Source organism: Thermoflavimicrobium dichotomicum, assembly GCF_900114055.1.
GTDB lineage: Bacteria > Bacillota > Bacilli > Thermoactinomycetales > Thermoactinomycetaceae > Thermoflavimicrobium > Thermoflavimicrobium dichotomicum.
Map to the genome: position 1 here is coordinate 1 of NZ_FORR01000005.1, position 21,809 is coordinate 21,809.

The 21,809-nt window shown below is 42.1% G+C and carries 19 protein-coding genes and 1 rRNA gene; 16 read left to right on the plus strand and 4 right to left on the minus strand.

Translation table 11 applies throughout. The annotated features are described in order from the left end of the window. A 16S ribosomal RNA gene (locus tag BMZ78_RS06720) occupies positions 1-73 on the plus strand; the annotation flags it as partial. Positions 74-214: 141 nt separating this feature from the next. Here BMZ78_RS06720 and BMZ78_RS06725 read toward each other — a convergent pair. From BMZ78_RS06725 to BMZ78_RS06735, 3 genes are all read right to left on the minus strand, one after another. Continuing rightward, positions 215-1,057 (minus strand): hypothetical protein, encoded by an 843-nt coding sequence (locus tag BMZ78_RS06725; RefSeq protein WP_093229030.1) that lies wholly within the window; start codon positions 1,055-1,057, stop codon positions 215-217. A 216-nt stretch (positions 1,058-1,273) separates the two neighbouring features. Continuing rightward, positions 1,274-2,263, minus strand: coding sequence for a protein kinase domain-containing protein (locus BMZ78_RS06730; RefSeq protein WP_175482339.1), 990 nt, complete (start codon positions 2,261-2,263; stop codon positions 1,274-1,276). Positions 2,264-2,583: 320 nt separating this feature from the next. After that, positions 2,584-3,099, minus strand: a complete 516-nt coding sequence (locus BMZ78_RS06735; protein ID WP_093229033.1) for a GNAT family N-acetyltransferase — start codon at positions 3,097-3,099, stop codon at positions 2,584-2,586. 270 nt (positions 3,100-3,369) lie between these two features. Between BMZ78_RS06735 and BMZ78_RS06740 the strand changes: the two genes are divergently transcribed. After that, positions 3,370-3,906, plus strand: coding sequence for an NAD(P)H-dependent oxidoreductase (locus BMZ78_RS06740; RefSeq protein WP_093229035.1), 537 nt, complete (start codon positions 3,370-3,372; stop codon positions 3,904-3,906). Positions 3,907-4,000: 94 nt separating this feature from the next. Here the strand turns inward: BMZ78_RS06740 and BMZ78_RS06745 are convergent, their stop codons facing one another. Beyond that, entirely contained in the window at positions 4,001-4,789 is a 789-nt protein-coding gene (locus tag BMZ78_RS06745) for an SDR family oxidoreductase (RefSeq protein WP_093229036.1), read from the minus strand. Between the two features lie 224 nt (positions 4,790-5,013). Here BMZ78_RS06745 and BMZ78_RS06750 point away from each other — a divergent pair, with 224 nt between their 5' ends. The 14 genes from BMZ78_RS06750 (at position 5,014) to BMZ78_RS06820 (ending at position 21,792) form a co-directional block, all read left to right on the plus strand. Then, the gene (locus tag BMZ78_RS06750) at positions 5,014-6,111 is read left to right on the plus strand and encodes a carbohydrate kinase (protein WP_093229037.1); all 1,098 of its coding nucleotides are present in this window, start codon (positions 5,014-5,016) and stop codon (positions 6,109-6,111) included. Then, positions 6,108-7,025 carry a pseudouridine-5'-phosphate glycosidase gene (locus BMZ78_RS06755; RefSeq protein ID WP_093229039.1) on the plus strand — a complete coding sequence of 306 codons (918 nt, stop codon included), beginning with the start codon at positions 6,108-6,110 and terminating at the stop codon, positions 7,023-7,025. Before BMZ78_RS06750 ends, BMZ78_RS06755 begins: the two co-directional genes overlap by 4 nt. A gap of 192 nt (positions 7,026-7,217) precedes the next feature. Then, positions 7,218-8,684, plus strand: coding sequence for a glycoside hydrolase family 10-like protein (locus BMZ78_RS06760; RefSeq protein WP_175482340.1), 1,467 nt, complete (start codon positions 7,218-7,220; stop codon positions 8,682-8,684). Between the two features lie 87 nt (positions 8,685-8,771). Then, on the plus strand, positions 8,772-10,472 hold the full coding sequence (locus BMZ78_RS06765; RefSeq protein ID WP_093229042.1) for a pyruvate oxidase: 1,701 nt from the start codon (positions 8,772-8,774) through the stop codon (positions 10,470-10,472). Between the two features lie 435 nt (positions 10,473-10,907). Further along, positions 10,908-11,483, plus strand: coding sequence for a hypothetical protein (locus BMZ78_RS06770; protein WP_139203284.1), 576 nt, complete (start codon positions 10,908-10,910; stop codon positions 11,481-11,483). Positions 11,484-11,602: 119 nt separating this feature from the next. Further along, a complete protein-coding gene (gene argC / locus BMZ78_RS06775; protein ID WP_093229046.1) occupies positions 11,603-12,631 on the plus strand; it encodes an N-acetyl-gamma-glutamyl-phosphate reductase in 1,029 nt (342 codons plus the stop codon). A gap of 15 nt (positions 12,632-12,646) precedes the next feature. Continuing rightward, positions 12,647-13,861 carry a bifunctional glutamate N-acetyltransferase/amino-acid acetyltransferase ArgJ gene (argJ, locus tag BMZ78_RS06780; protein ID WP_093229047.1) on the plus strand — a complete coding sequence of 405 codons (1,215 nt, stop codon included), beginning with the start codon at positions 12,647-12,649 and terminating at the stop codon, positions 13,859-13,861. Between the two features lie 16 nt (positions 13,862-13,877). Then, positions 13,878-14,663 carry an acetylglutamate kinase gene (gene argB / locus BMZ78_RS06785; RefSeq protein ID WP_175482341.1) on the plus strand — a complete coding sequence of 262 codons (786 nt, stop codon included), beginning with the start codon at positions 13,878-13,880 and terminating at the stop codon, positions 14,661-14,663. Beyond that, a complete protein-coding gene (locus BMZ78_RS06790; RefSeq protein ID WP_093229050.1) occupies positions 14,641-15,819 on the plus strand; it encodes an acetylornithine transaminase in 1,179 nt (392 codons plus the stop codon). Before argB ends, BMZ78_RS06790 begins: the two co-directional genes overlap by 23 nt. A gap of 17 nt (positions 15,820-15,836) precedes the next feature. Further along, a complete protein-coding gene (argF, locus tag BMZ78_RS06795) occupies positions 15,837-16,796 on the plus strand; it encodes an ornithine carbamoyltransferase (protein ID WP_175482342.1) in 960 nt (319 codons plus the stop codon). 80 nt (positions 16,797-16,876) lie between these two features. Next, complete coding sequence (locus tag BMZ78_RS06800; RefSeq protein ID WP_093229052.1) at positions 16,877-18,121, plus strand: argininosuccinate synthase; 1,245 nt, start codon at positions 16,877-16,879, stop codon at positions 18,119-18,121. Then, on the plus strand, positions 18,084-19,508 hold the full coding sequence (argH, locus tag BMZ78_RS06805) for an argininosuccinate lyase (protein ID WP_093229053.1): 1,425 nt from the start codon (positions 18,084-18,086) through the stop codon (positions 19,506-19,508). The genes BMZ78_RS06800 and argH overlap by 38 nt, the downstream gene beginning before the upstream one ends. Positions 19,509-20,189: 681 nt before the next feature. Beyond that, entirely contained in the window at positions 20,190-20,870 is a 681-nt protein-coding gene (locus tag BMZ78_RS06815; RefSeq protein ID WP_093229056.1) for a metallophosphoesterase family protein, read from the plus strand. A gap of 349 nt (positions 20,871-21,219) precedes the next feature. Then, entirely contained in the window at positions 21,220-21,792 is a 573-nt protein-coding gene (locus tag BMZ78_RS06820) for an LOG family protein (RefSeq protein ID WP_093229058.1), read from the plus strand. Positions 21,793-21,809 lie beyond the last annotated feature (17 nt).

Genomic DNA, 21,809 nt, shown 5'->3' on the forward strand with positions numbered 1-21,809 from the left:
GGTGGGGCAGATGATTGGGGTGAAGTCGTAACAAGGTATCCCTACCGGAAGGTGGGGATGGATCACCTCCTTTCTACGGAGTTTATTTCCGAATAACTTTACTTCTTGGGTTATGCCTTCTCACTCTTTGGTTTTCAGGGAATACGCTCCTGGGTTTTGAAAAAGATGAAAACCTCTTTGGAACCTGTTTTTAGGTTTCAGAGAGGTTTTTGAATTAAAGAGAGAAATGTTCCAGTTCCCAGGTAACGGAATTAGACCAGATCGCACATCGACTCAGCAAACGGATTTGTGTAAGAGAAAAACCTTGCTGAATCAGCTGGATGAGCAAGGGTTTGATTTTTGCGTTGAAGAATGGTTTTTCAATACGCTCAGGCATATTTTCTCTGTAAATGAGCTTGTATTGTGCTCGCAGCTTTTTAAGGATCATTTTGGCCGTTTGGTTGTCAGCCTCTTCTTGTTTGTGCTTTCTTTCAGATTCCAACTTTTCCTGCTCGATTTGCTGGAGCGCTTTTTCTTTTCCCAGTTCAAAGAGCAGCTTACTATCCATGATGCCGATTTTTTCAATCAATTCTATCGAATAGACAAATAATGAATCATCAAATAATTGTTCATCAAAAATGGCCGTGAGCAGTTCATTTAATTTTTCTGGTGGGAGAAATGAGTAATGCTCGATGATCAGATCCTCCAGATGGCCATTCAGCCAACTAATTGTAAGATGTTCCAAATCTTCTCTAAATGTTTCATGGCGGAAACCACATCCACTCATAAACGTAGCGTATGTACATCCATTATATTCTTCAATAAATTCCTGCAACAGAGGATAATCGCTTAGCTGGAAGGGTTGTTTGGCATGAATGAGTTTGCCCGAAGAATCCCAGGGCGGGTCGTATTCATGTGTTATCATATATTTTGGTTTTGTTTGCAACGTATAGGCAAACCACTCAGCGACTTGATGGAGGTAATCAAAAAAGTGGGTCTGTATACGATGAAACCATGCTCTTTCTAAATCCATTATGTTCAGTGGTATACCTTCCAGATGAATAACTGTTTTGGACATCATTTCCACCTCCTGTAAGTATTATTTATTATTTTTTACATAAAATGGGAATTCCCTTCCGAATGATTAGTAAAAAATAACATGATTTAGGTGGAAATGATTCTTTCATGTTCTTTTAAAGCAACGATGCCATTTTCCAGTTAAAAATAATGGAACGCCTGTGGAGTACAGGCGTTTTTTGTTATGTTTATATTGAAGTGGTTTGTGAATCCATGATCATTTTCGAATATATTTGATTAACATTCCCAAAATCTTATAGATCAAGTCTTTACTTTTATGTTGAATAAAGTCTTGGATTAGTTTGGGAGCATGTTGCCCAGCTTGTTGAAGCAGGGAAGATGAACTGCTCCCAACAGAGTTGACTGGGGTCGGTTGATAATGTTGCAGCTCCATAAGTGCCTGTTGCAGATCGTAAGCCATTTCATAGGCTGATTGGTATCGATGGGCTGGATCCTTTTCGGTTGCTTTTCGAATAATAAAATACAGTTTATCTGTGATATGTGGATTCAGTTGTCTTGGATCAGGTAAAGGTTCCTGAATATGTTTAAGCGCAATACTGACGGAATCATTTCCGGTAAAAGGTAGTTGTCCTGTGACCATTTCATATAAGACAATCCCCAATGAGTAAAGATCCGATGTAAAGGACAATTTGGCTCCTTTTGCCTGTTCTGGTGAAAAGTAAGGTACAGTACCTACAACGATACCCGTCTGGGTGAGAGCTGTGTTTGATTGGACAAAGCGAGAAATACCAAAATCAGATACCTTTGCTTGTCCATTTTGCGTGAATAAGATATTGTGCGGTTTTATATCGCGGTGTATGATTCCATGATCATGCGCATGCCCCAAGCCTTGGCAGATCTGTATGGCAATCGAGATGGTTTCAAGAGCTGAAAGTTGTCCTTTTTGTTGAATGATGTGATTGAGTGAGGCACCATCGACAAATTCCATTACTATATAATAAATGTGATTGTCGACACCTGCATCAAAAACATTGACAATATTGGGATGGGATAGCTTTCCTGCTGTCTTGGCCTCACGAACAAATCGTTGTACAAACTCCCAATCTTTACTGTACTCTTCATAAAGGACTTTGATCGCTACATACCGATCCAAGACCATATCTTGTGCCAGGTAGACAGCAGCCATACCTCCGCCACCTATGTATCGGACAATATGATATCTTCCAGCTAACTGTTTTCCTTCCACACCAGAGCTCCTTTCTAGATATGAAAATAATGAATGAATATGGAATAAAAAAAGTAGGCACATTGGAGAAAATAGATGATACTTTGACTCTACTATTATAGTTCAAAATGGATCTCGAACAAGTAAATATTTCAAAGTATTTCTTGAATACAAGCGTCAAACTAGAAGGGAAATTCAGAGGGATAAAATTTGTCAATTCTATTTCTCAAGAAAAATAGAAAATAAAAACTTGGATATATAGAGTAGGAGAACATGCTGCGAAATAGCGTCATCTGCAGCAAGTTATATGACTGAACAAATGATTGTAGTAGATGGCGGCATTACTGCCTGGTAAGGTGAACCGCATATACTTCGATATTTTTCCCCCATTTGACTATTTCTTTTTCTTTATTCATGCCAATTCGTTTGGCTACTCCCTTCGAAGCTTCATTTCTTGGGTCAATGAGAGAAATGAAACGTTGTTGCTGAAGAACATGAAAACCGTATTCTTTACATGCATGAGCGGCTTCTGTTGCGTAACCATTGCCCCAAAAATCCCGGATGAAGAGATAACCGATTTCGATTTCTTTTTGCCCCTCTACTTCTTGGATAACGAGTCCACACTGACCAATAAAGGTTTGACTCTGTTTTAACTCAATGGCCCACAAACCCATTCCCTCATTTTGATACATCTGGAGATTCCGCTTGATCCATTCAATCGTTTCTTCTCGCGTTTTTGTAGAGGGGTAATAGGCCATAGCAATGGGATCAGTGAAGATTTTCAATAAATGATCCACATCAAGGAGCGTCAGTTTTCGAGCTTGAAGACGAGAAGTTTTCCAAATGATATCTGGCATCGCTCAATTTCCTCTCTTTCATTTTAGTTAAAATGGAAACGATTTCTTCATTATTTGATGGAAAACGGAAAAGGAAAACCAGCATCTAATGAAACTTTTTCGACAAGATGGGACACTGATTATGAGTCTTTTCTATATCCATGAACGTCGTATATTCATTTATTTAAATAGTTTTCACTTTTTCATGTAGTTATCCAATATTGTTAAAGTATAATTAATTGTTGGATAGAGTGATCGTTAACAATAATAAACATAGAAGGTGAAGTACAGATGGAAACCTTAGTCATCGTGGCACATCCGAACTTCCAACATTCCAAGGTAAATAAGCGTTGGGTCCAAGAGTTACAGAAACATTCAGGCATTACGATACATAATTTATCTCTTGCTTATCCTGATGATCAAATTAATATTTATTACGAACGGGAATTGGTCCTTCGACATGATCGCATTGTACTCCAGTTTCCTATGTTATTCTATAATGTTCCATACATATTAAAAAAATGGATAGATGAGGTATTTGCTTATCTATGGTCGGGAGATGACGGTGCAAAATTATTGGGTAAGGATTTAATGCTGGCCATTTCGATGGGAGCACCTGCTGAATCTTACAAACCTGATGGATTTAACTATTATACAGTGGAAGAACTGGTTCGGCCGATGGAAGCGGTGGCAAATCTGGTGGGAATGAATTTCTTACCTGTTTTTAAATTTTTTAATGCGGCTATGGCGACAGACGAAGAAATTGAAGCGAGTGCCAAAGAGTATGTTGAATACGTTTTAAAAGTTGGTGAGCCGAATCATATTTAGTTCGATTAGACACTCAATCGTTGGGTGTCTATTTTTATGGATGAAAAAGGGAATCGCATGGTATTTTATGTCAGTGCGATTCCCTAAACATCGGTTAAATGGCCTTAACCATTCCGCCATCTACCAGTAATGCCTGTCCTGTTATATAAGAGTTGGCCTTGGAAGCTAAGAAGGTGGCTACTTTGGCAAACTCACTGGGCTCTCCATAACGTCCAAGCGGAATTTGGGCGAAAAATTGCTGTTGTACTTCTTCAACCGAGATACCGAGTTGTTTTGCTTTTGTCTGGTCCAAGGATGCCAGGCGATCAGTTGCGATGCGCCCGGGAGCAACCGTATTGATTAAAATTTGGTCGCCGGCCAGTTCGACCGATAAGCTTTTGGTTAAACCAACGACTGCTGTTCGGAAAGTGTTGGAAAGAATCAATCCTTGGATGGGCTCTTTGATGGAGGAAGAGGTAAAGTTCACAATGCGTCCATATTGCTGTTGGCGCATAAAAGGCAAAACTCCACGAATTAAGCGGATGACACTGAGCAAATTTAATTCAAAGGCATATTGCCAATCCTGGTCTTGAAATTGATCAAAATTTCCTGGTGGTGGACCACCTGCATTATTGACCAGAATATGAATCGTGCCAAATCGGTTTGCTGTTTCTTGAATGAGGTTGTCAATATCTTCACTTTTGGTCAAGTCTGCCACACAGAAGGCTACTTCTGCACCTGTTTGCTCTTTTATCTCATTGGCTGTTTTTTCAAGATCTTCTTGATTACGGCTGGAAATCATTACTTTGGCCCCTTCTTTGGCCAATTCAAATGCCGTAGCCTTTCCCAATCCTTTGCTCGAAGCCGTTACCAGTGCTACTTGACTGTTGAGACCTAGATCCACGTCCTGTCCTCCATTCTGCTTATTTCGGTTTTCTAATAAATATTCTATTTCTTTTGAATGGGTAATGTCCAGTATGAACCTCCAGCCACTGCCTATGCTAACACTAAGACTCATTGATATACCGATTTATTTTCGGAATAGAACAATATTATTCATTTATATATACAAACATTTGTCTATATTATAAACTTTTGTTTGTGATGGGAAGGAAAGGAGGGAGATGGGTGGATAAAGAGAAAAGGATTTTAGAATATATTCGCATGAATCCCTTTATTTCGCAGCAGGAATTGGCTAATAAAATTGGCATTTCCCGTTCTGCAGTAGCCGGTTATATTGCGAACTTGATGAAACGAGGGGAAATTGTTGGACGCGCATATGTGTTAAGAGAATCTTCATTGATCACTTGTATTGGAGGGGCAAATCTGGACCGTAAAGCTCGAAGTAAGCAAAAGGTTGTGTTTCATTCCTCCAATCCTGTAACGATGACAGAGTCCTGTGGTGGTGTGGCAAGAAACGTGGCTGAAAATCTGGGGCGGCTGCGGTGCAATGTTTCCCTGATCAGTTGTGTGGGGGATGATAAAGAAGGGCATTGGGTGTTACAGGAGACCAAAAAACATGGTGTTGATGTAAGCCAGGTTTGGACCTTTCCGAGTGAACGAACAGGAACCTATACAGCCTTGCTTGACTTGGATGGAGAAATGGTCATTTCGTTAGCCGATATGGAAATATACGAGCAGATCACGCCTGAGCGTTTGCAAGATAAATGGTCATATATTGCTACTTCACAAGCTGTTTTTTTGGATACCAATATTCCGGAAGAATCCATTCACTATCTCGTAGAGCATTGCCGAGAGTCTGAAATTCCTTTGTATGTGGATCCGGTTTCATCTGCAAAGGCATGTAAATTGCCTGAAAATCTGATGGGGGTAGAAGCGATTTTACCTAATTTGGAAGAAGCTCAATGGTTGGCGCAGATGGAAGTAAGAGAGTTGAAAGACTGTCGAGAATTATGTAAAAGAATTCGGGACAGAGGCGTTAAAAACATTGTGATCACATTAGGGGAAAAAGGCGTATTTTATGCTTCTGAAAATGAGATGGGGCATCTTCCTCCCCTGAAGAAAATGGAAGTAGTGGATGTAACAGGGTCTGGGGATGCGTTTGCTGCTGGATTTATATACGGAATGACGAACGATGAAGGCATTGAAAGAGCATGTCAGTTGGGATTGGCTGCAGCAGCTCTGACCTTGCAGACGGAAAAATCCGTATCACCATTGCTACAACCCGATCGAATATATGCCATGCTAGAGGAGGAATCAAGATGAAAAACTATTTGTCTTTTACCGAAGAAGTGAAACATGCTTTACAGAACCAAAGGCCTGTTGTTGCATTGGAAACGACGATTGTTTCACACGGGATGCCTTATCCGCAGAATATCCAAACAGCGAAAGAAGTGGAACAAATTATTCGTGAACATGGAGCTGTCCCGGCAACGATTGGAATTATGGATGGAAAAATAAAGATCGGCTTAAATGAAGAAGAACTGGAAGAGTTTGCCCAAAATCCTGCGGTAGAAAAAGTGAGCCGCCGTGACTTTCCTTATGTTTTGGCTACGGGAAAAATCGGAGCTACTACAGTGGCAGGAACCATGATTGCTGCACAATTAGCTGGAATTGAAGTGTTTGCGACCGGCGGAATTGGTGGAGTTCACCGTGAAGGAGAGGTGACCTGGGACGTATCGGCTGATTTGACCGAACTGGCAAAAACCAATGTGGCAGTCGTTTGTGCTGGAGTGAAGTCGATTTTGGATATTGGCCGTACCCTGGAATATTTGGAAACCCAGGGAGTCCCTGTTGTCGGTTATCGGTGTGACGATTTTCCTTCTTTCTACTCTCGGACAAGTGGTTATCAGGTCGATTTTCGGTTAGATACACCACAAGAGGTAGCGAAAATGCTGGATATGAAGTGGAAGCTCGGTTTACAGGGAGGAGTCGTGGTTGCTAACCCAGTGCCAGAGGCTTATGCCATGAATCATGATGAGATTGAAGCGGTGATTATTCAAGCGCTTCAAGAGGCCAAAGAAAATGGAATTACTGGGAAGAAGGTAACACCATTTGTGCTGGATAAAGTGAAACAGCTGACCCAGGGAAAAAGCCTGGCAACCAATATCGCATTGGTGAAACATAATGCAGAAGTGGCAGCCCGAATTGCGGCAGCATTAAAAGAGATCAATCGATAAAAACCAGACACTCCCTCGAAATCAGTAGAGGGAGTGTTTCAGTATGTTGACAAACCCGGTTTTCCTTAGAAAAAGAAACCAGCATATAACGGAAACTTTATCAACCATTCCATTTTATACATATAAAAAGGAAATACATTCATAAATGTTGAATATTCTTTATAATAAAAAATGGAAATGAGGTTGAATGCTTTGGGTGGAAATCATGCAGGGACGAAAAGAGAGTGGCGGGCTGCATGGATTGCGACGGTCGAGAACTTGGATTGGCCTTCCAATACAGGATTAAGCAAAGACAGGCAACAGTCTGAGATGATCCGACTGTTCGATGAGCTGGTATCCATACGGATGAATGCAGTCATGGTACAAATTCGCCCAACAGCGGATGCCTTCTATCCTTCACAAATCAATCCGTGGTCCAAGTATTTGATGGGAGATCAGGGAAAAGATCCGGGATATGATCCTCTTGCTTTTATGCTGCAAGAAGCCCATCAGCGGAATCTTGAGTTTCATGCCTGGTTCAATCCTTACCGAGTGAGTATGAATACAGATCGAAACCAGTTGGCTTCCGATCACCCTGGGCGAAAATATCCAAATTGGGTCAAACAGTACGGACAAAAGCTGTATTATGATCCTGGCATTCCACAAGTCATGGATCACATTGTGGAAAGTGTCATGGAAGTGGTTTCACATTATGATATTGATGCCGTTCATTTGGATGATTATTTTTATCCCTATCCCATCAATGGGCAAGATTTTCCAGATCAGGATACCTACCAAAAGTATGGCGCTGGCCAGTTTCCTTCCAAAGCGGAGTGGCGGCGGCATAATGTCAATCAGTTGGTTGAACGGTTAGCGAAGGCGATTAAGCAAAAGAAACCACATGTGAAGTTTGGCATCAGTCCGTTTGGCATCTGGCGAAACCGTTCTTCTGATCCCAATGGTTCAGACACATCCGGTTTGGAGAGTTATGATGATCTGTATGTGGATTCGCGGAAATGGATTCAACAGAAGTGGTTGGACTATATCATTCCACAAATCTATTGGAATATCGGTCACCAATCGGCTGCGTATGAAAAACTGGCCGATTGGTGGTCCCAACAAGTCAAAAATAATGGACATCATCTTTATATGGGTCATGCATTATATAAAGTGGGAAAGGATAATCAGGCCTGGAACCAGCCGGATGAAATTCCAAACCAGCTGGAACTCAACCGTTCGTGTTCGGAAATCAAGGGGAGCAGTTTTTTTAGTGTAAGGGATGTTGTAAATAATCCATTAGGCGTATCGGACCAAATAAAAAATGAATATTTTAAATTTATCGCTCTCGTTCCGATTATGCCATGGCTCAATCGGGCAGCGCCTAAAGCCCCTGTACTTCAATCCCTGACTCCAAAAGGCGATCGGGTTGAGATTCGATGGCAAGACACAGATCCAGGAAATACCGCCTATTTTGTCCTGTACCGTTTTGTGGACGATGAACCAGTTTCCATAGACAAACCTCAAAATATATGGGCGACCATTCGAAAATCAAATGACCCGGAGCATGTGTATGTGGATACTGCCATTTCAGCCAACCATGCTTATACGTATGCAGTGACGGCAGTTGAGCGTTTGCATCATGAAAGTTCTCCCAGTCGTTCATTAACGATCCGCCTTTGATATTCCTGAAAAATATGTTTCTCCGTTTGATTTTGGAAATACCGTACAAAATAAGGAGGAATGAATGACTAAAGGAGAGACATGTTTATGTTTGGAAAAACGGCTGGTGAAACGCTGGTAGATCTGCTTGTTGAATGGGGAGTGGATCATGTTTATGGTATGCCGGGAGATTCGATTAACTCCATCATAGAAGCATTACGGAAAGCTCAAGATAAAATCAAGTTTATCCAAGTACGGCATGAAGAAACAGGAGCTTTGGCCGCGGCCTCCTATGCCAAATTAACAGGAAAGTTAGGAGTATGTTTGGCGATTGCCGGACCGGGTGCTATTCATTTGCTCAACGGTTTATATGATGCCAAACTGGACCATGCTCCTGTACTGGCGATTACTGGGCAAGTCGAATCTGATTTATTGGGACTGGATTACTTTCAGGAAGTGCAGCTGGAGCGGCTGTTTGATGATGTAGCCGTATATAATCAACGGATCATGTCAGCAGAACAACTTCCTGCTGTAGTTAACCAGGCGATCCGAGTCGCTTATGCGAAAAAGGGGGTCTCGGTTCTAACCATTCCTGACGACATTCCCAAATTTGAAGTGAAAGCAGAAGCGAGAAAAACCAGTTCCATCTTTGTAGAACCGGAAATTTCCCCTTCATCTACCTATTTAAATCAGGCCAAAGCGATCCTGGACAAAGCCAGAAGCCCAGTCATTTTAGCGGGAAAAGGGGCCAAGCATGCACGAGAGTCATTACTTGCTTTTGCTGAGCATATGGCAGCGCCGATCGTTCTGACATTACCAGGCAAGGGCGTAGTGCCCGATGAACATCCCTATTGTTTGGGCGGTTTGGGGTTGATTGGAACAAAACCTTCCTATGATGCGATGAAGAAGGCAGATACCTTGATTATGGTCGGGACGTCATTTCCTTTTACAGGTTTCTTGCCGGAATCGGCCAAAACGATCCAGATTGACACCGATCCTGCCCAGATTGGAAAAAGGTATCCGATTGATGTAGGGATTGCTGGCGATGCGAAAACGACATTGGATTGGCTGGTACAGCATGTTCAAAAACAAACGGATGTTTCATTTTTAGAGGAACTTCAACAGGAACGAGAAGCCTGGTGGACGAAAATGGAAAAAGAAGAACAAGATGAGTCTTTGCCCATAAAACCACCCCATGTGATTCAGGCATTGCAAAAAGTCGCCCAGGATGATGCCGTTCTGTCCGTGGATGTCGGTAATGTGACAGTTTGGATGGCTCGTCATTTTCGCATGACCCATCAACCGTTCATTATCTCAAGTTGGTTAGCCACTTTAGGTTGTGGTCTTCCAGGGGCGATAGCTGGAAAAATCGCTTATCCAAAGCGGCAGGTATTTGCCATTTGCGGAGATGGCGGTTTCGCCATGACGATGGCTGATTTTGTCACAGCTGTGAAATATGATTTACCCATCATTGTCATAGTGCTAAACAACCAGAAGATTGCAATGATCAAGTTTGAACAGGAAGTGATGGGAAACCTGGAGTATGGAACGGATTTGACCAATCCCAACTTTGCAAAGTTTGCAGAAGCAAGCGGAGGGATTGGATATCGTGTTGAAAAGCCTGAGGAATTGATGCCGGCATTTGAACAAGCCATACGGCAAACAAAGCCGTGTATTATTGATGTTGTAGTAGATGCGAATGTAGCACCCATGCCGGCACATATTACATGGGGACAAATGGCGGGTTATGCGAAGCATATGATGAAAGAGCTGATTGAAGAAGGAAAGATCGAATGGCCTTTTCAATAAAGATCTGGTTTGTTGACCAGGTTTTCGTTATATGTTTGTCAACAGACCCTCAACACTATCAGAGAGATAAAAATGGTGTTAAAAGCGTAGGGATGGGTTCCTTACCCAGTGACTGTGATGGTACATAAGTCGTCACGCTGGAAGGAACACAGCACCGAAGCATGGGATGGACGTCAAGTCCATTTCTTTTCTTTATTAACCTGACCTGACATCATTGGTTATGATGGTTAGGTATTTTTTTCGGAAAATAATATGGAATATTTATAGTATTTTTTTAAATTGAAATAGACTACAATCGGTGATTTGTATAGAATGAATTTAACTGCAATATTATTGGGTGGAGGGCTTGAATTGCTCGGGAAAATAATTGAAATAGTATTGGGGATCTTTGGATTCTTCAGTTTGTCTTCAACTATGTTTGATAAAGGATGTCTGATGAAAACATCGAAGGCTGATCGCTTGAAAGAGCTAATGAAATTATCCCATTTGGTTCATGAATGGTTTATGGCTATAAAGAACGATTTTTTATACAGTATGAAGCGACCAAAGAGAAATGCTGATTACTTCTTCCGTTGTTATAGACAGTTGGTTGTTATGAGCTTGCTTTTAAACCCGGAAGAGTTGATTTTCCTGGAAAAAAATCTGGTGCAAATGAAAGAATTGGCTCATTCATTCTATCAATTCGACCAAGAAATAAAAGGAATGATGCTAGAAAAGATAAAAGAAAGAAGCAAGGAGGAACTGTTAAGGGAGTTGAATGTCCAATCGAAATCATCCCTCAATGATAAGTGGTGTACACAGAAGCGAGAACAACATAGAAAACTGGAGGAAAGGAGGTTGCAATATCTGGCAGAACAGATGGGTTCTGAGCCAAATCGCTGGTTTCAGTTTTTAATATCACAAAAGGATCTAATCATGGATGAGTGGACACAGAAAAAGGTTATTCCTTTTATCCAATGTTATGAATCGATTATGCAGCAAATTCAACATCTGATGGATCAAGAGAGATGATTGAAGAAAGAAAAGTGCATATTGTTGTTGTTTTTTTTTAAAATGCATTGCATAAATATTAATATATATGTATAATAATACACAACTTCTTCCTCGTACCACTGAAAGGAGTGTTTGTTGTGAAGGCGGCCATTATAGGTGCTACCGGTTATGGTGGAGCAGAACTGATTCGTTTGATTCAACACCATCCCTATTTGGAGCTTGGGACATTGGTTTCCACTTCGCAAACCGGGCCGGTAGCCAGAGTGTATCCTCATTTGTCCCATATCGATCGCTCGTTCGAAGGGTTACATGTCGATGAATTATGTGCAAACAATGACTTGATCTTTCTTGCAACGCCACCTGGTGTCAGTAGTGAATGGACGCCTTTACTCGCTGAACGGGGAAAAATCGTGATCGACCTTTCTGGAGACTTTCGTCTGGATCGACCAGAAGTCTATCAAGCATGGTACGGAAAACAACCTGCGCCGGCAAACTGGTTGCGGCGAGCCGTCTATGGATTGAGTGAATGGTTTGGAGAAGAAGTCAAGGAGGCACAGATTATCTCCAATCCAGGATGTTATCCTACAGCGACGTTACTGGCTCTTTTGCCTCTGCTCCAGGCAAAAGCGATTGATCCCTCTACCATCATTATCGATGCAAAATCGGGAGTCAGCGGAGCAGGACGTGGGTTGAAACAGGCCATGCTTTTTGGTGAAGTAAATGAAAACTTACGCCCATATAAAGTGGATGGGCATCAACATATACCGGAAATTGAGCGTTTTGCCAGCTTCGTGGCAGGACAGGAGATTCGTGTCAATTTTGTTCCCCATCTGGTTCCCATGAATCGTGGGATTTTGGTGACGATTTATGCAAAACGGATGAATAATTATTCGATCGATGACTTGAGTGAAATCTACCAAAATCACTACCAGAAAGCTTCGTTCATTCGGCTACGTCAGCAAGAGTGGCCAGAAACCAAACAGGTGCAAGGAAGTAATTACTGTGATATTGCCTGGCACATTGATGAGCGTACCCATCAAGTGATTGTTTTATCTGCCATCGACAATTTAATGAAAGGGGCTGCTGGGCAAGCCATCCAGAATGCCAATTTACGTCTGGGATGGCCAGAAGAGAGCGGCTTAACTTTTTCACCTTTATTTCCGTAAAAAGGGGAGAGAGAGATGCAGGCATTTGAGATTGCAAGTCAACCGAGCATTACTTCACCGCAAGGTTTTCGTTCGATCGGAATTCATGCAGGACTGAAAAGGAGAAAATTGGATTTAGGGGCTATTATTTGTGATGTACCTGCAAACGCAGCAGCGGTTTATACAAAAAATGCATTTCAAGCAGCGCCCGTGAAAGTAACGAAAGAAAGCATTCAAACGGACAGGAAGCTTCAAGCGGTTGTTGTAAATAGCGGGCAAGCAAATGCAGGAACAGGGAAGCGCGGTTACCAGGATGCATTGGCAACCAGACAACGAATGGCGGAGCTGTTGGGGATCCCGGATCACTTTGTAGCGGTTGCATCTACCGGCGTGATTGGAGAGTATCTGCAGATGGATAAGTTATTGGCTGGCTTGGAGCAAATCGTGGAAAAAGCGAGCCATGATCCAGAAGATACCTTTGCTGAAGCCATTTTAACGACCGATACTTTTCCCAAAAAGGTAGAAGTGCATGTACAGGTGAATGGCCAAACGGTCAAAATTGCAGGAGTGGCCAAAGGTTCAGGAATGATTCATCCCAATATGGCGACCATGCTCGGATTTATTACGACAGATGCGGTGATTGATTCCAAGGAGCTTGAGAGTTTGTTAAAAACAACGGTAAATGAAACTTTTAATATGATTTCAGTGGATGGCGATTGCAGTACCAATGATATGGTCATTGTCATGGCCAGCGGATTAGCTGGAAATCAGGCATTAACCCCAATTCACCCTGACTGGAGCCATTTTCAGGCCGCTTTCCATTATGTTTGTCAGGAATTGGCCAAACAAATTGCCAAAGACGGCGAAGGAGCTACTCGGCTGATTGAGGTTCAAGTAGAAGGGGCGCCAAGGAAAGAGCTTGCCCAACAAATAGCGCGTGCGATTGTTTCGTCCAATTTGGTCAAGGCAGCTATTTTTGGTGCAGATCCCAACTGGGGACGTATTCTTTGCGCCGCTGGTTACAGTGCTCCTGAGCTGGATCCGGAACATACCGATATTTCGATCAGCTCCGTTTTGGTAGCCAAACAGGGAATGCCTGTCCCCTTTGATGAGGAAAAAGTGACCGAACTCTTACGCAATGAGACAGTGGTCATCCAGGTGAATTTCCACCAGGGGGACTGTCGTGCGACAGCTTGGGGATGTGATTTGACATACGATTATGTGAAAATTAATGGAAGTTATCGCAGTTAATGAGTAGGTGATTCCATTGCAAATTGTAATCAAAATAGGTGGAAGTGTATTGGAACATTTGCACTCTGCTTTCTTTCAGGAATGTTTGCAATTAAAGGAAAAAGGCTTGACTCCGGTAATCGTGCATGGCGGAGGACCGGTGATCAGTCAGTGGATGGATCAGCTTGGTTTTCAACCGCAATTTGTCGATGGCTTGCGTGTAACAGATGAACAGACTCTAACCATTGTGGAAATGGTATTGGCTGGATCGGTTAATAAACATTTGGTTACGAAGTTTCGGCAAGCCGGGGCAAAAGCAATCGGGATGACCGGGATTGATTTGGGATTGATTCAAGTAGAACCATTAAACCATTCACTCGGTTTTGTTGGAAGAGTGACTCATGTGAATAAAGAAGTGATTCAGTTGATCCTGGATCAAGGATGGATTCCTGTCATTGCTTCACTGGGTGTGGATCATGAAGGACAGCATTATAACGTGAATGCCGATGATGTGGCCTCGGCCATTGCTGATGCCCTGAAAGCAAAGAAATTGATTTCAGTCAGCAATGTAGATGGGATCCAGATAAATGATCAGCCGCTGAAACAGGCGACAGCTGATGAGATCGAAGCATATATCCGTACCGGTGAAATTACAGGAGGAATGATTCCCAAAGTGCGTTCTGGACTTCGTTCTTTAACAGGCAGTGTGCAGGAAGTTGTGATTGTTAATGGACAACAGCCCGGTTGTTTAACCGATGACTCGCATGGAACACGTTTGATCAAAGGAGAAGTGAAGAGTCATGTCTTTATTTCCCACCTATAGTCGTTATGAGATTACGCCCGTCAAAGGGGAAGGCGCGTATCTTTATGATGTGAATGGAAAAAGATATCTCGATTTTGCCAGTGGCATTGGTGTGACCAATCTCGGACACTGTCATCCTCGAGTGACTCAAAAGGTAGAAAAACAGCTCCAAAACTTGTGGCATGTGTCAAATCTGTTTCCGATCCAAATCCAGGAGGAAGTTGCAAAGCAATTATGTGAGCTGAGCCAGATGGGAGCGGTGTTCTTTTGCAACAGCGGAGCAGAAGCGAATGAAGCGGCGTTTAAACTTGCCCGGAAATGGGGAAGTGAAGCGCGATTAATCAAAGAACCCAAAATTATCACTTTCGAGAGCTCTTTTCATGGACGGACTTTGGCGACATTGACTGCAACAGGGCAGAATAAGGTAAAAACAGGATTTGCTCCTTACCCTGAAGGGTTTATCACCATTCCATTTCAGGATTTCGAACGACTCAAAAGAATTACTGGAAGTCAGGTAGTAGCTGTATGTTTGGAGCTGGTACAGGGAGAAGGTGGCGTTCGTCCCTGTGATCGAAGTTTCGTCCAGGAGCTGGCGGCATGGTGTAAAGAGAGAAATATTCTCCTGATGATCGATGAAGTACAAACCGGAATGGGGCGGACAGGCGAATTGTTTGCTTTTCAGGCTTATGAGATCGAACCGGATATTTTTACACTGGCCAAAGGATTGGGAAACGGAATGCCGGTTGGAGCGATGTTGGCCAAAGAAAAACTGAAACCGATCTTTGGTCCGGGAAGTCATGGCAGTACTTTTGGGGGAAATCCATTGGCAATGGCGGCTGCCCAAGCGGTTTTGGAAGAGATGAGCCAGCCACTCTTTTTACAAAAAGTAAAAGAAAAAGGACAATATTTTCTCCAGGCATTACATGAAGCATGTGGTCAGAAGGATGGCGTGAAAGAGATTCGAGGTTTGGGTTTAATGGTGGGCATCGAAATGGATCATCCAGTGGCTCCTGTTATCAAAGAATTACTGGAGCAAGGGTTAATTGCAATTTCGGCAGGGGAAAAAGTCATTCGCTTTTTGCCTCCACTGGTTGTTACGATGGAACAAATCGATGAAGCGGTAGAAATCATTCAGCAAGTACTGGGCAAAAAGAAACAGCATGTACTGATTTCATAAGAGGATGGTGAACTGATATGGCTGTATATTCCTTGGATTCAGTATTGCAAGGGCTGAAAGGAAAGGATTGTTTAACATTAACCGATTATACACCAGAGGAAATCCAGGCGCTGATCAAATTGGCAGTCAAGCTCAAACAAGAGCAAAAGGCAGGAGTAAAAAACACAGCGTTACAAGGAAAAGTGTTGGCGATGATGTTTGACAAGCCATCGACTCGGACCCGTGTTTCCTTTGCGGTAGGAATGGCTCAACTTGGCGGACAGTTTTTGGAGTTATCATCCAAAGAGATGCAATATGGAAGAGGAGAATCGTTAGAGGATACCGCTCGAACCTTGTCAGGATATGTAGATGCAATTATGATTCGGACTTTTAGCCAGCAGATGGTGGAAGAACTGGCCAAACATGCAACTGTTCCGGTGATCAACGGTTTAACCGATCTGTATCATCCCTGTCAGGCATTGGCTGATCTGTTAACATTAATGGAAGAAAAAGGGGATCTGTCCCGGGTGAAGTTGGCTTATGTTGGCGATGGAAATAATGTTCTTCACTCCCTGATGCATGGAGCAGCTGCTGTCGGAATGACATTGACGATTGCCACACCCAAAGGATATGAACCATTACCGAAAGTATGGGATGAAATAGAGAAGGTAGCAAAACAGACAGGAGCACAAATTCAGTTTTACTATGATCCGATGGAAGCTGTAAAAGAAGCAGATGCGATTTATACAGATGTGTGGGCGAGCATGGGACAGGAAGAGGAAAAGGAGAAACGGAAAAAAGATTTTGCTGAGTACCAGGTCAATGAAACACTGATGAAACAAGCCAAGGCGGATGCCATTTTCATGCATTGTTTACCAGCGTATCGGGGTCTGGAGGTAACGGCTGAAGTGATTGATGGGCCGCAGTCGGTTGTTTTTCAGCAAGCTGAGAATCGTCTACATGCCCAGAAAGCTTTGCTGTTATCTTTGTTAGGATAGGTGTAGATTTTTTTTGTTTCTTTTGGTATATTTATTCATGTTGTTGTATATTTATTTAATTCGTTAGGAGGATGAATAGGATGGCGAAACAGAAATTGGTATTGGCCTATTCGGGCGGTTTAGATACATCAGTCGCAATTAAATGGTTAAGTGAGAAGTATGGCTATGATGTGATTGCACTGGCTTTGGATGTAGGAGAAGGAAAAGATTTGGAATTTGTAAAGCAAAAAGCTCTGCAAGTGGGGGCAGTAAAATCTGTCGTCATGGATGCCAAAGAATGGTTTGCTCAGGAGTTTCTTGCCCCTGCATTAAAAGCAAATGCGATGTATGAAGGAAAATATCCGCTCGTCTCAGCGTTATCACGTCCATTGATTTCACAAGCATTGGTCAAAGTGGCACAAGAAGAGGGCGCTGTTGCAGTAGCGCATGGTTGTACAGGAAAAGGAAATGATCAGGTTCGTTTTGAAGTATCCGTAACTGCGCTGGCTCCTGATCTGAAAGTGGTAGCACCTGTCCGCGAATGGGCAATGTCTCGTGATGAAGAAATTGCCTATGCAAAGCAGCACAATATTCCGATCCCTGTTGATTTGGATAATCCTTACAGTATTGACCAAAATTTATGGGGTAGAAGCTGTGAATGCGGCGAGTTGGAAAATCCATGGGTCGCACCACCAGAAGGAGCTTATGAATGGACCAAACCTTTAGATCAAACACCTGATACCCCCACAGAAGTAGAGATTACGTTTGAAGAGGGGATTCCTACACATCTGAATGGTGAAAAGTTACCATTACATGAACTGATTAGCAAACTGAACAAAATCGCAGGTGAACATGGAATTGGAAGAATTGATCATGTGGAAAATCGTCTGGTTGGCATCAAATCGAGGGAAGTGTACGAGTGCCCAGCCGCGACGACTTTGATTACCGCTCATAGAGAATTGGAATATCTCACTCAAACACGTGATATTGCTCATTTTAAACCAATTGTGGAGCAACAGTGGGCAAAACTTGTTTATGAAGGGCTATGGTTTTCACCATTGAAAAAAGCGTTGGATGCATTTATTAATGAAACGCAAAAAATGGTGACAGGAAAAGTACGTATTTCACTCTTTAAAGGACATGCAACCGTGACGGGCAGACAATCGGCTTATTCGCTCTATGATGAGAGTCTGGCTACCTATACACCTGAAGATACCTTTGACCATCAAGCTGCAGTTGGATTTATCAAACTGTGGGGACTGCCTACTTCCGTATATGCATCTGTTCATGCAGAAAAGGGGGAAAAACATGAAGCTGTGGGGGGGCCGGTTTACCAAACCAACTAATCAACTGGTAGAGGAATTTAATGCCTCGATTCTCTTTGACAAGGAACTGGTCGAAGAAGACATCCAGGGAAGTCTGGCTCATGTAGCGATGTTAGGGAAGTGTGGAATCCTTCCCAAAGAAGATGTCGAACAGATTTCAGCAGGGTTGAAGAAGATCTTGGCGCGTGTACGTCGTGGGGAAGTACAGTTTTCGATCGAACATGAAGATATTCATATGAATATCGAAAAGCTGCTGATGGATGAAATTGGATCTGTTGGTGGGAAACTGCATACCGGCCGGAGCCGGAATGATCAAGTGGCTCTGGATATGCATCTGTACATTCGCAGACAGACCATGGAGCTCGTTCGGTTATTGCTTCAATTACAAGAAGTGTTACTCATGCAAGCTGAACAACAAATCGATACCATCTTGCCAGGCTATACGCACCTTCAGCGGGCGCAACCGGTTCGATTCTCCCATCATTTGCTGGCTTATGCCTCGATGTTTGAGCGAGATATCGAGCGCTTGGTGGATAGTTATAAACGTGTCAATACATGTCCTTTGGGAGCAGGAGCGATAGCTGGAACCACCTTTCCGATTGATCGCCGTTATGTAGCGGAGAAACTTGGTTTTGACCGGATCTATGATAATAGCATGGATGCAGTGAGTGATCGGGATTATTTAGTGGAGTTTTTATCCATATCCTCCTTGATCATGACGCACTTATCCCGTTTATCCGAAGAATTGATTCTTTGGTCCAGTGAAGAATTTCAGTACATCGAGCTGGATGATGCTTTTTGCACAGGTAGCAGTATGATGCCACAAAAGAAAAACCCGGATATTCCCGAACTGATTCGCGGAAAAACGGGAAGGGTTTGTGGGCATTTGGTTTCTTTGTTGATGACGTTAAAAGCTCTTCCACTTACGTACAACAAGGATATGCAGGAAGATAAGGAAGGGGTTTTTGATACCGTCAAAACGTTGACAGGTTCTCTTGAACTCATGGCTGAGATTTTAAAAACGATGAAAGTGAACCAAAAGCGGATGAAACAAAATGTAGAACAGGGTTTTGCCAATGCAACGGATTTAGCCGATTATTTGGTGAATAAAGGGATACCTTTCAGGAAAGCTCATGAAATTGTGGGAAAACTGGTCTTATATTGCTTAAAGCAAGAAAAATTTCTGTTGGATTGCAGCCTGGAAGAGTTCCAATCCTTTGCACCGGAGATCGAACAGGATATTTACGATCATTTAGATCCAATCTCAGTTGTTGAAGCACGTAAAAGTGAAGGCGGAACAGCCAAAGAGCAAGTGCAAAAGACGTTGACGAAGAAAAAAGTAAAGCTGGCACAGTTTTCAGATTGGCTCACCAGCAAAATGAACAAGGAAGCTTCTGTCAACATATAATCCAATTCATAAAAGAATCCAGCCACCAACACAGGCTGGATTCTTTTACTTTTTTTGGTCCATTCTTTTTTGTTCTACCAAATAAGTATAACAATCCCATATTTCAATCCAATCATTACGCTGATCGATTTGTTGAAGGATGCTAGCAGATATCACACAATTTCTCAGCCATTTTTCAAAAGTTTTTACATTGGGGCTTGTATGGGGATATTCTTCCTGAAAAGCACGAACGAATAGAGGCTTCATTTTACTGAATATACGAATCGATTGAGTTTGAAATTCTTCATAACTATCAATGTTCATTTGATAGAATAAGATTGTTTTGTGTTCATTCCATGTTTTCAGTATTTTCCTTTTCATTAAGCTATTGCAAAACAGATGGAGTCTTCTTTGGAATGCTTCATCTAACAGCTCATACTCTTCATTCTGAGGTGTGAACATGTTCATCTCCCTGTGTTTATGATTCATTTACTTCTATAATAGCAGAATTATGAAGAAGAATAGGTCCATTTTGTCGATAATGTTCATATAAATTAAACTAGTTTGCAACACAAATAAAAAAAGAATTACATTTTACAAAATGGAACTACTCTTTGTTTACTAATTTACATAAAATATAGATATTACCCTCATTCCGTGTAAAGCCACAAACGTCAAAAAGTACCAGGAGATGAGACAGTCATGTGCAGAATGCTTGTTATTAGTGATATCCATGGTGAAGCCAGTAAATTCACAGAGCTGTTAAAAAAAGCGCAATATGATCCGGCACAAGATCAATTAATACTGCTGGGAGATTATATTGATCGGGGACCAGATTCAAAAGCAGTGATTGAAAAAGTAATCCAATTGACCGAAGAAGGTGCCATTGCTCTTAAAGGCAATCATGAAGATTATATGATCAAAGTGGCTGAAAAAGATGGAAGTGTCGTGGAAAAATGGTTAAGAAATGGTGGTAAGCAAACACTGCAGAGTTATGGATATGCAGTGGATGAAAAAAGTTCAGAGGAAGTGGTAGCCTTACTGCAAACGGGTAAAATCAAAGAGCATATCGACTTTTTAAAAAACTTGCCATGCTACTATGAGAAGGATGATTACATCTTTGTACATGGAGGAGTAGATCCCAATACCCCCCTCGAATCTACAGATCCGAATGTATTGATGTGGATTCGTGATGAATTTCATCAAGGATATAAAGGGGAAAAAACCGTTGTTTTTGGTCATACACCAACCATGAAGCTACACGGTTGTTATGATGTTTATTTTGGTGAGAATCGGATTATTGGGATCGATGGAGGCTGTGTCTATGGTGGCCGCTTAAATTGTCTAGTGTTGCCGAGCAGAAAAGTATTTTATATTGAATAACCTCTGGCTTTAACGAGCGGCATTTGGTCTGGCATGTACGGGTTCTTATGCAGCACATGGCAGCGGAGACATTGTGATCGATTTTTCAACCCCATGCCTTGAATTCGGATTGATTCATTAATGGCTGATGTATACTAGTGGTATGCATCAGCTCCATTTTTTTGCTCAGCTTTTGGTGTCTGGTTATGGGTTTTCAGAGAAAGAGGGAAAGTGGCAGTGGCAGATGATGAATATTGAAATATAGGAAAGTTGAAAATAATATAAATATGATGTATGATTGCAAGTATCCAATTATTGGTGTCTTCATTGGATCAAAGATTGAATAAAAAAGAAAAAGTTAGGTGGGAATATGAAACGTATTTGTATCTTTGCAGGTTCGAACACGGGAAATAATCCCAAATATAAAGAGATAGCAGCACAATTGGGAGAGATTTTGGCCAATCAGGATATCGAGCTGGTATACGGAGGTTCGAGCGTTGGATTGATGGGGATTGTGGCGGATGCGGTATTGCGAAATCACGGAAAGGTAATCGGTGTGATGCCTTCTGGTTTGCTGCGAGGAGAGATTGTTCATCAAAGCTTGACACATTTTTATCAAGTAAAAGGGATGCATGAACGAAAAGCCAAAATGAATGAGCTTTCTGATGGATTTATAGCGCTTCCAGGAGGATATGGCACATTTGAGGAGATCTTTGAAGTAGTAAGCTGGGGACATTTGGGGATACATAAGAAGCCGATTGGTTTGATGAATATCGATGGTTTTTATGAACCATTGATGACGATGGTACGAAATGCAGCAGAAGAGGGATTTATTCCAAAAACCCATGCAGAACTGTTTATTTGTGAAAGCGATCCTGTTCAGCTACTCAATCGGTTTAGGGAATATGAGCATCCAAAAGATGCAAATAAATGGAGAGAATGAATCATTCACCATTAGCA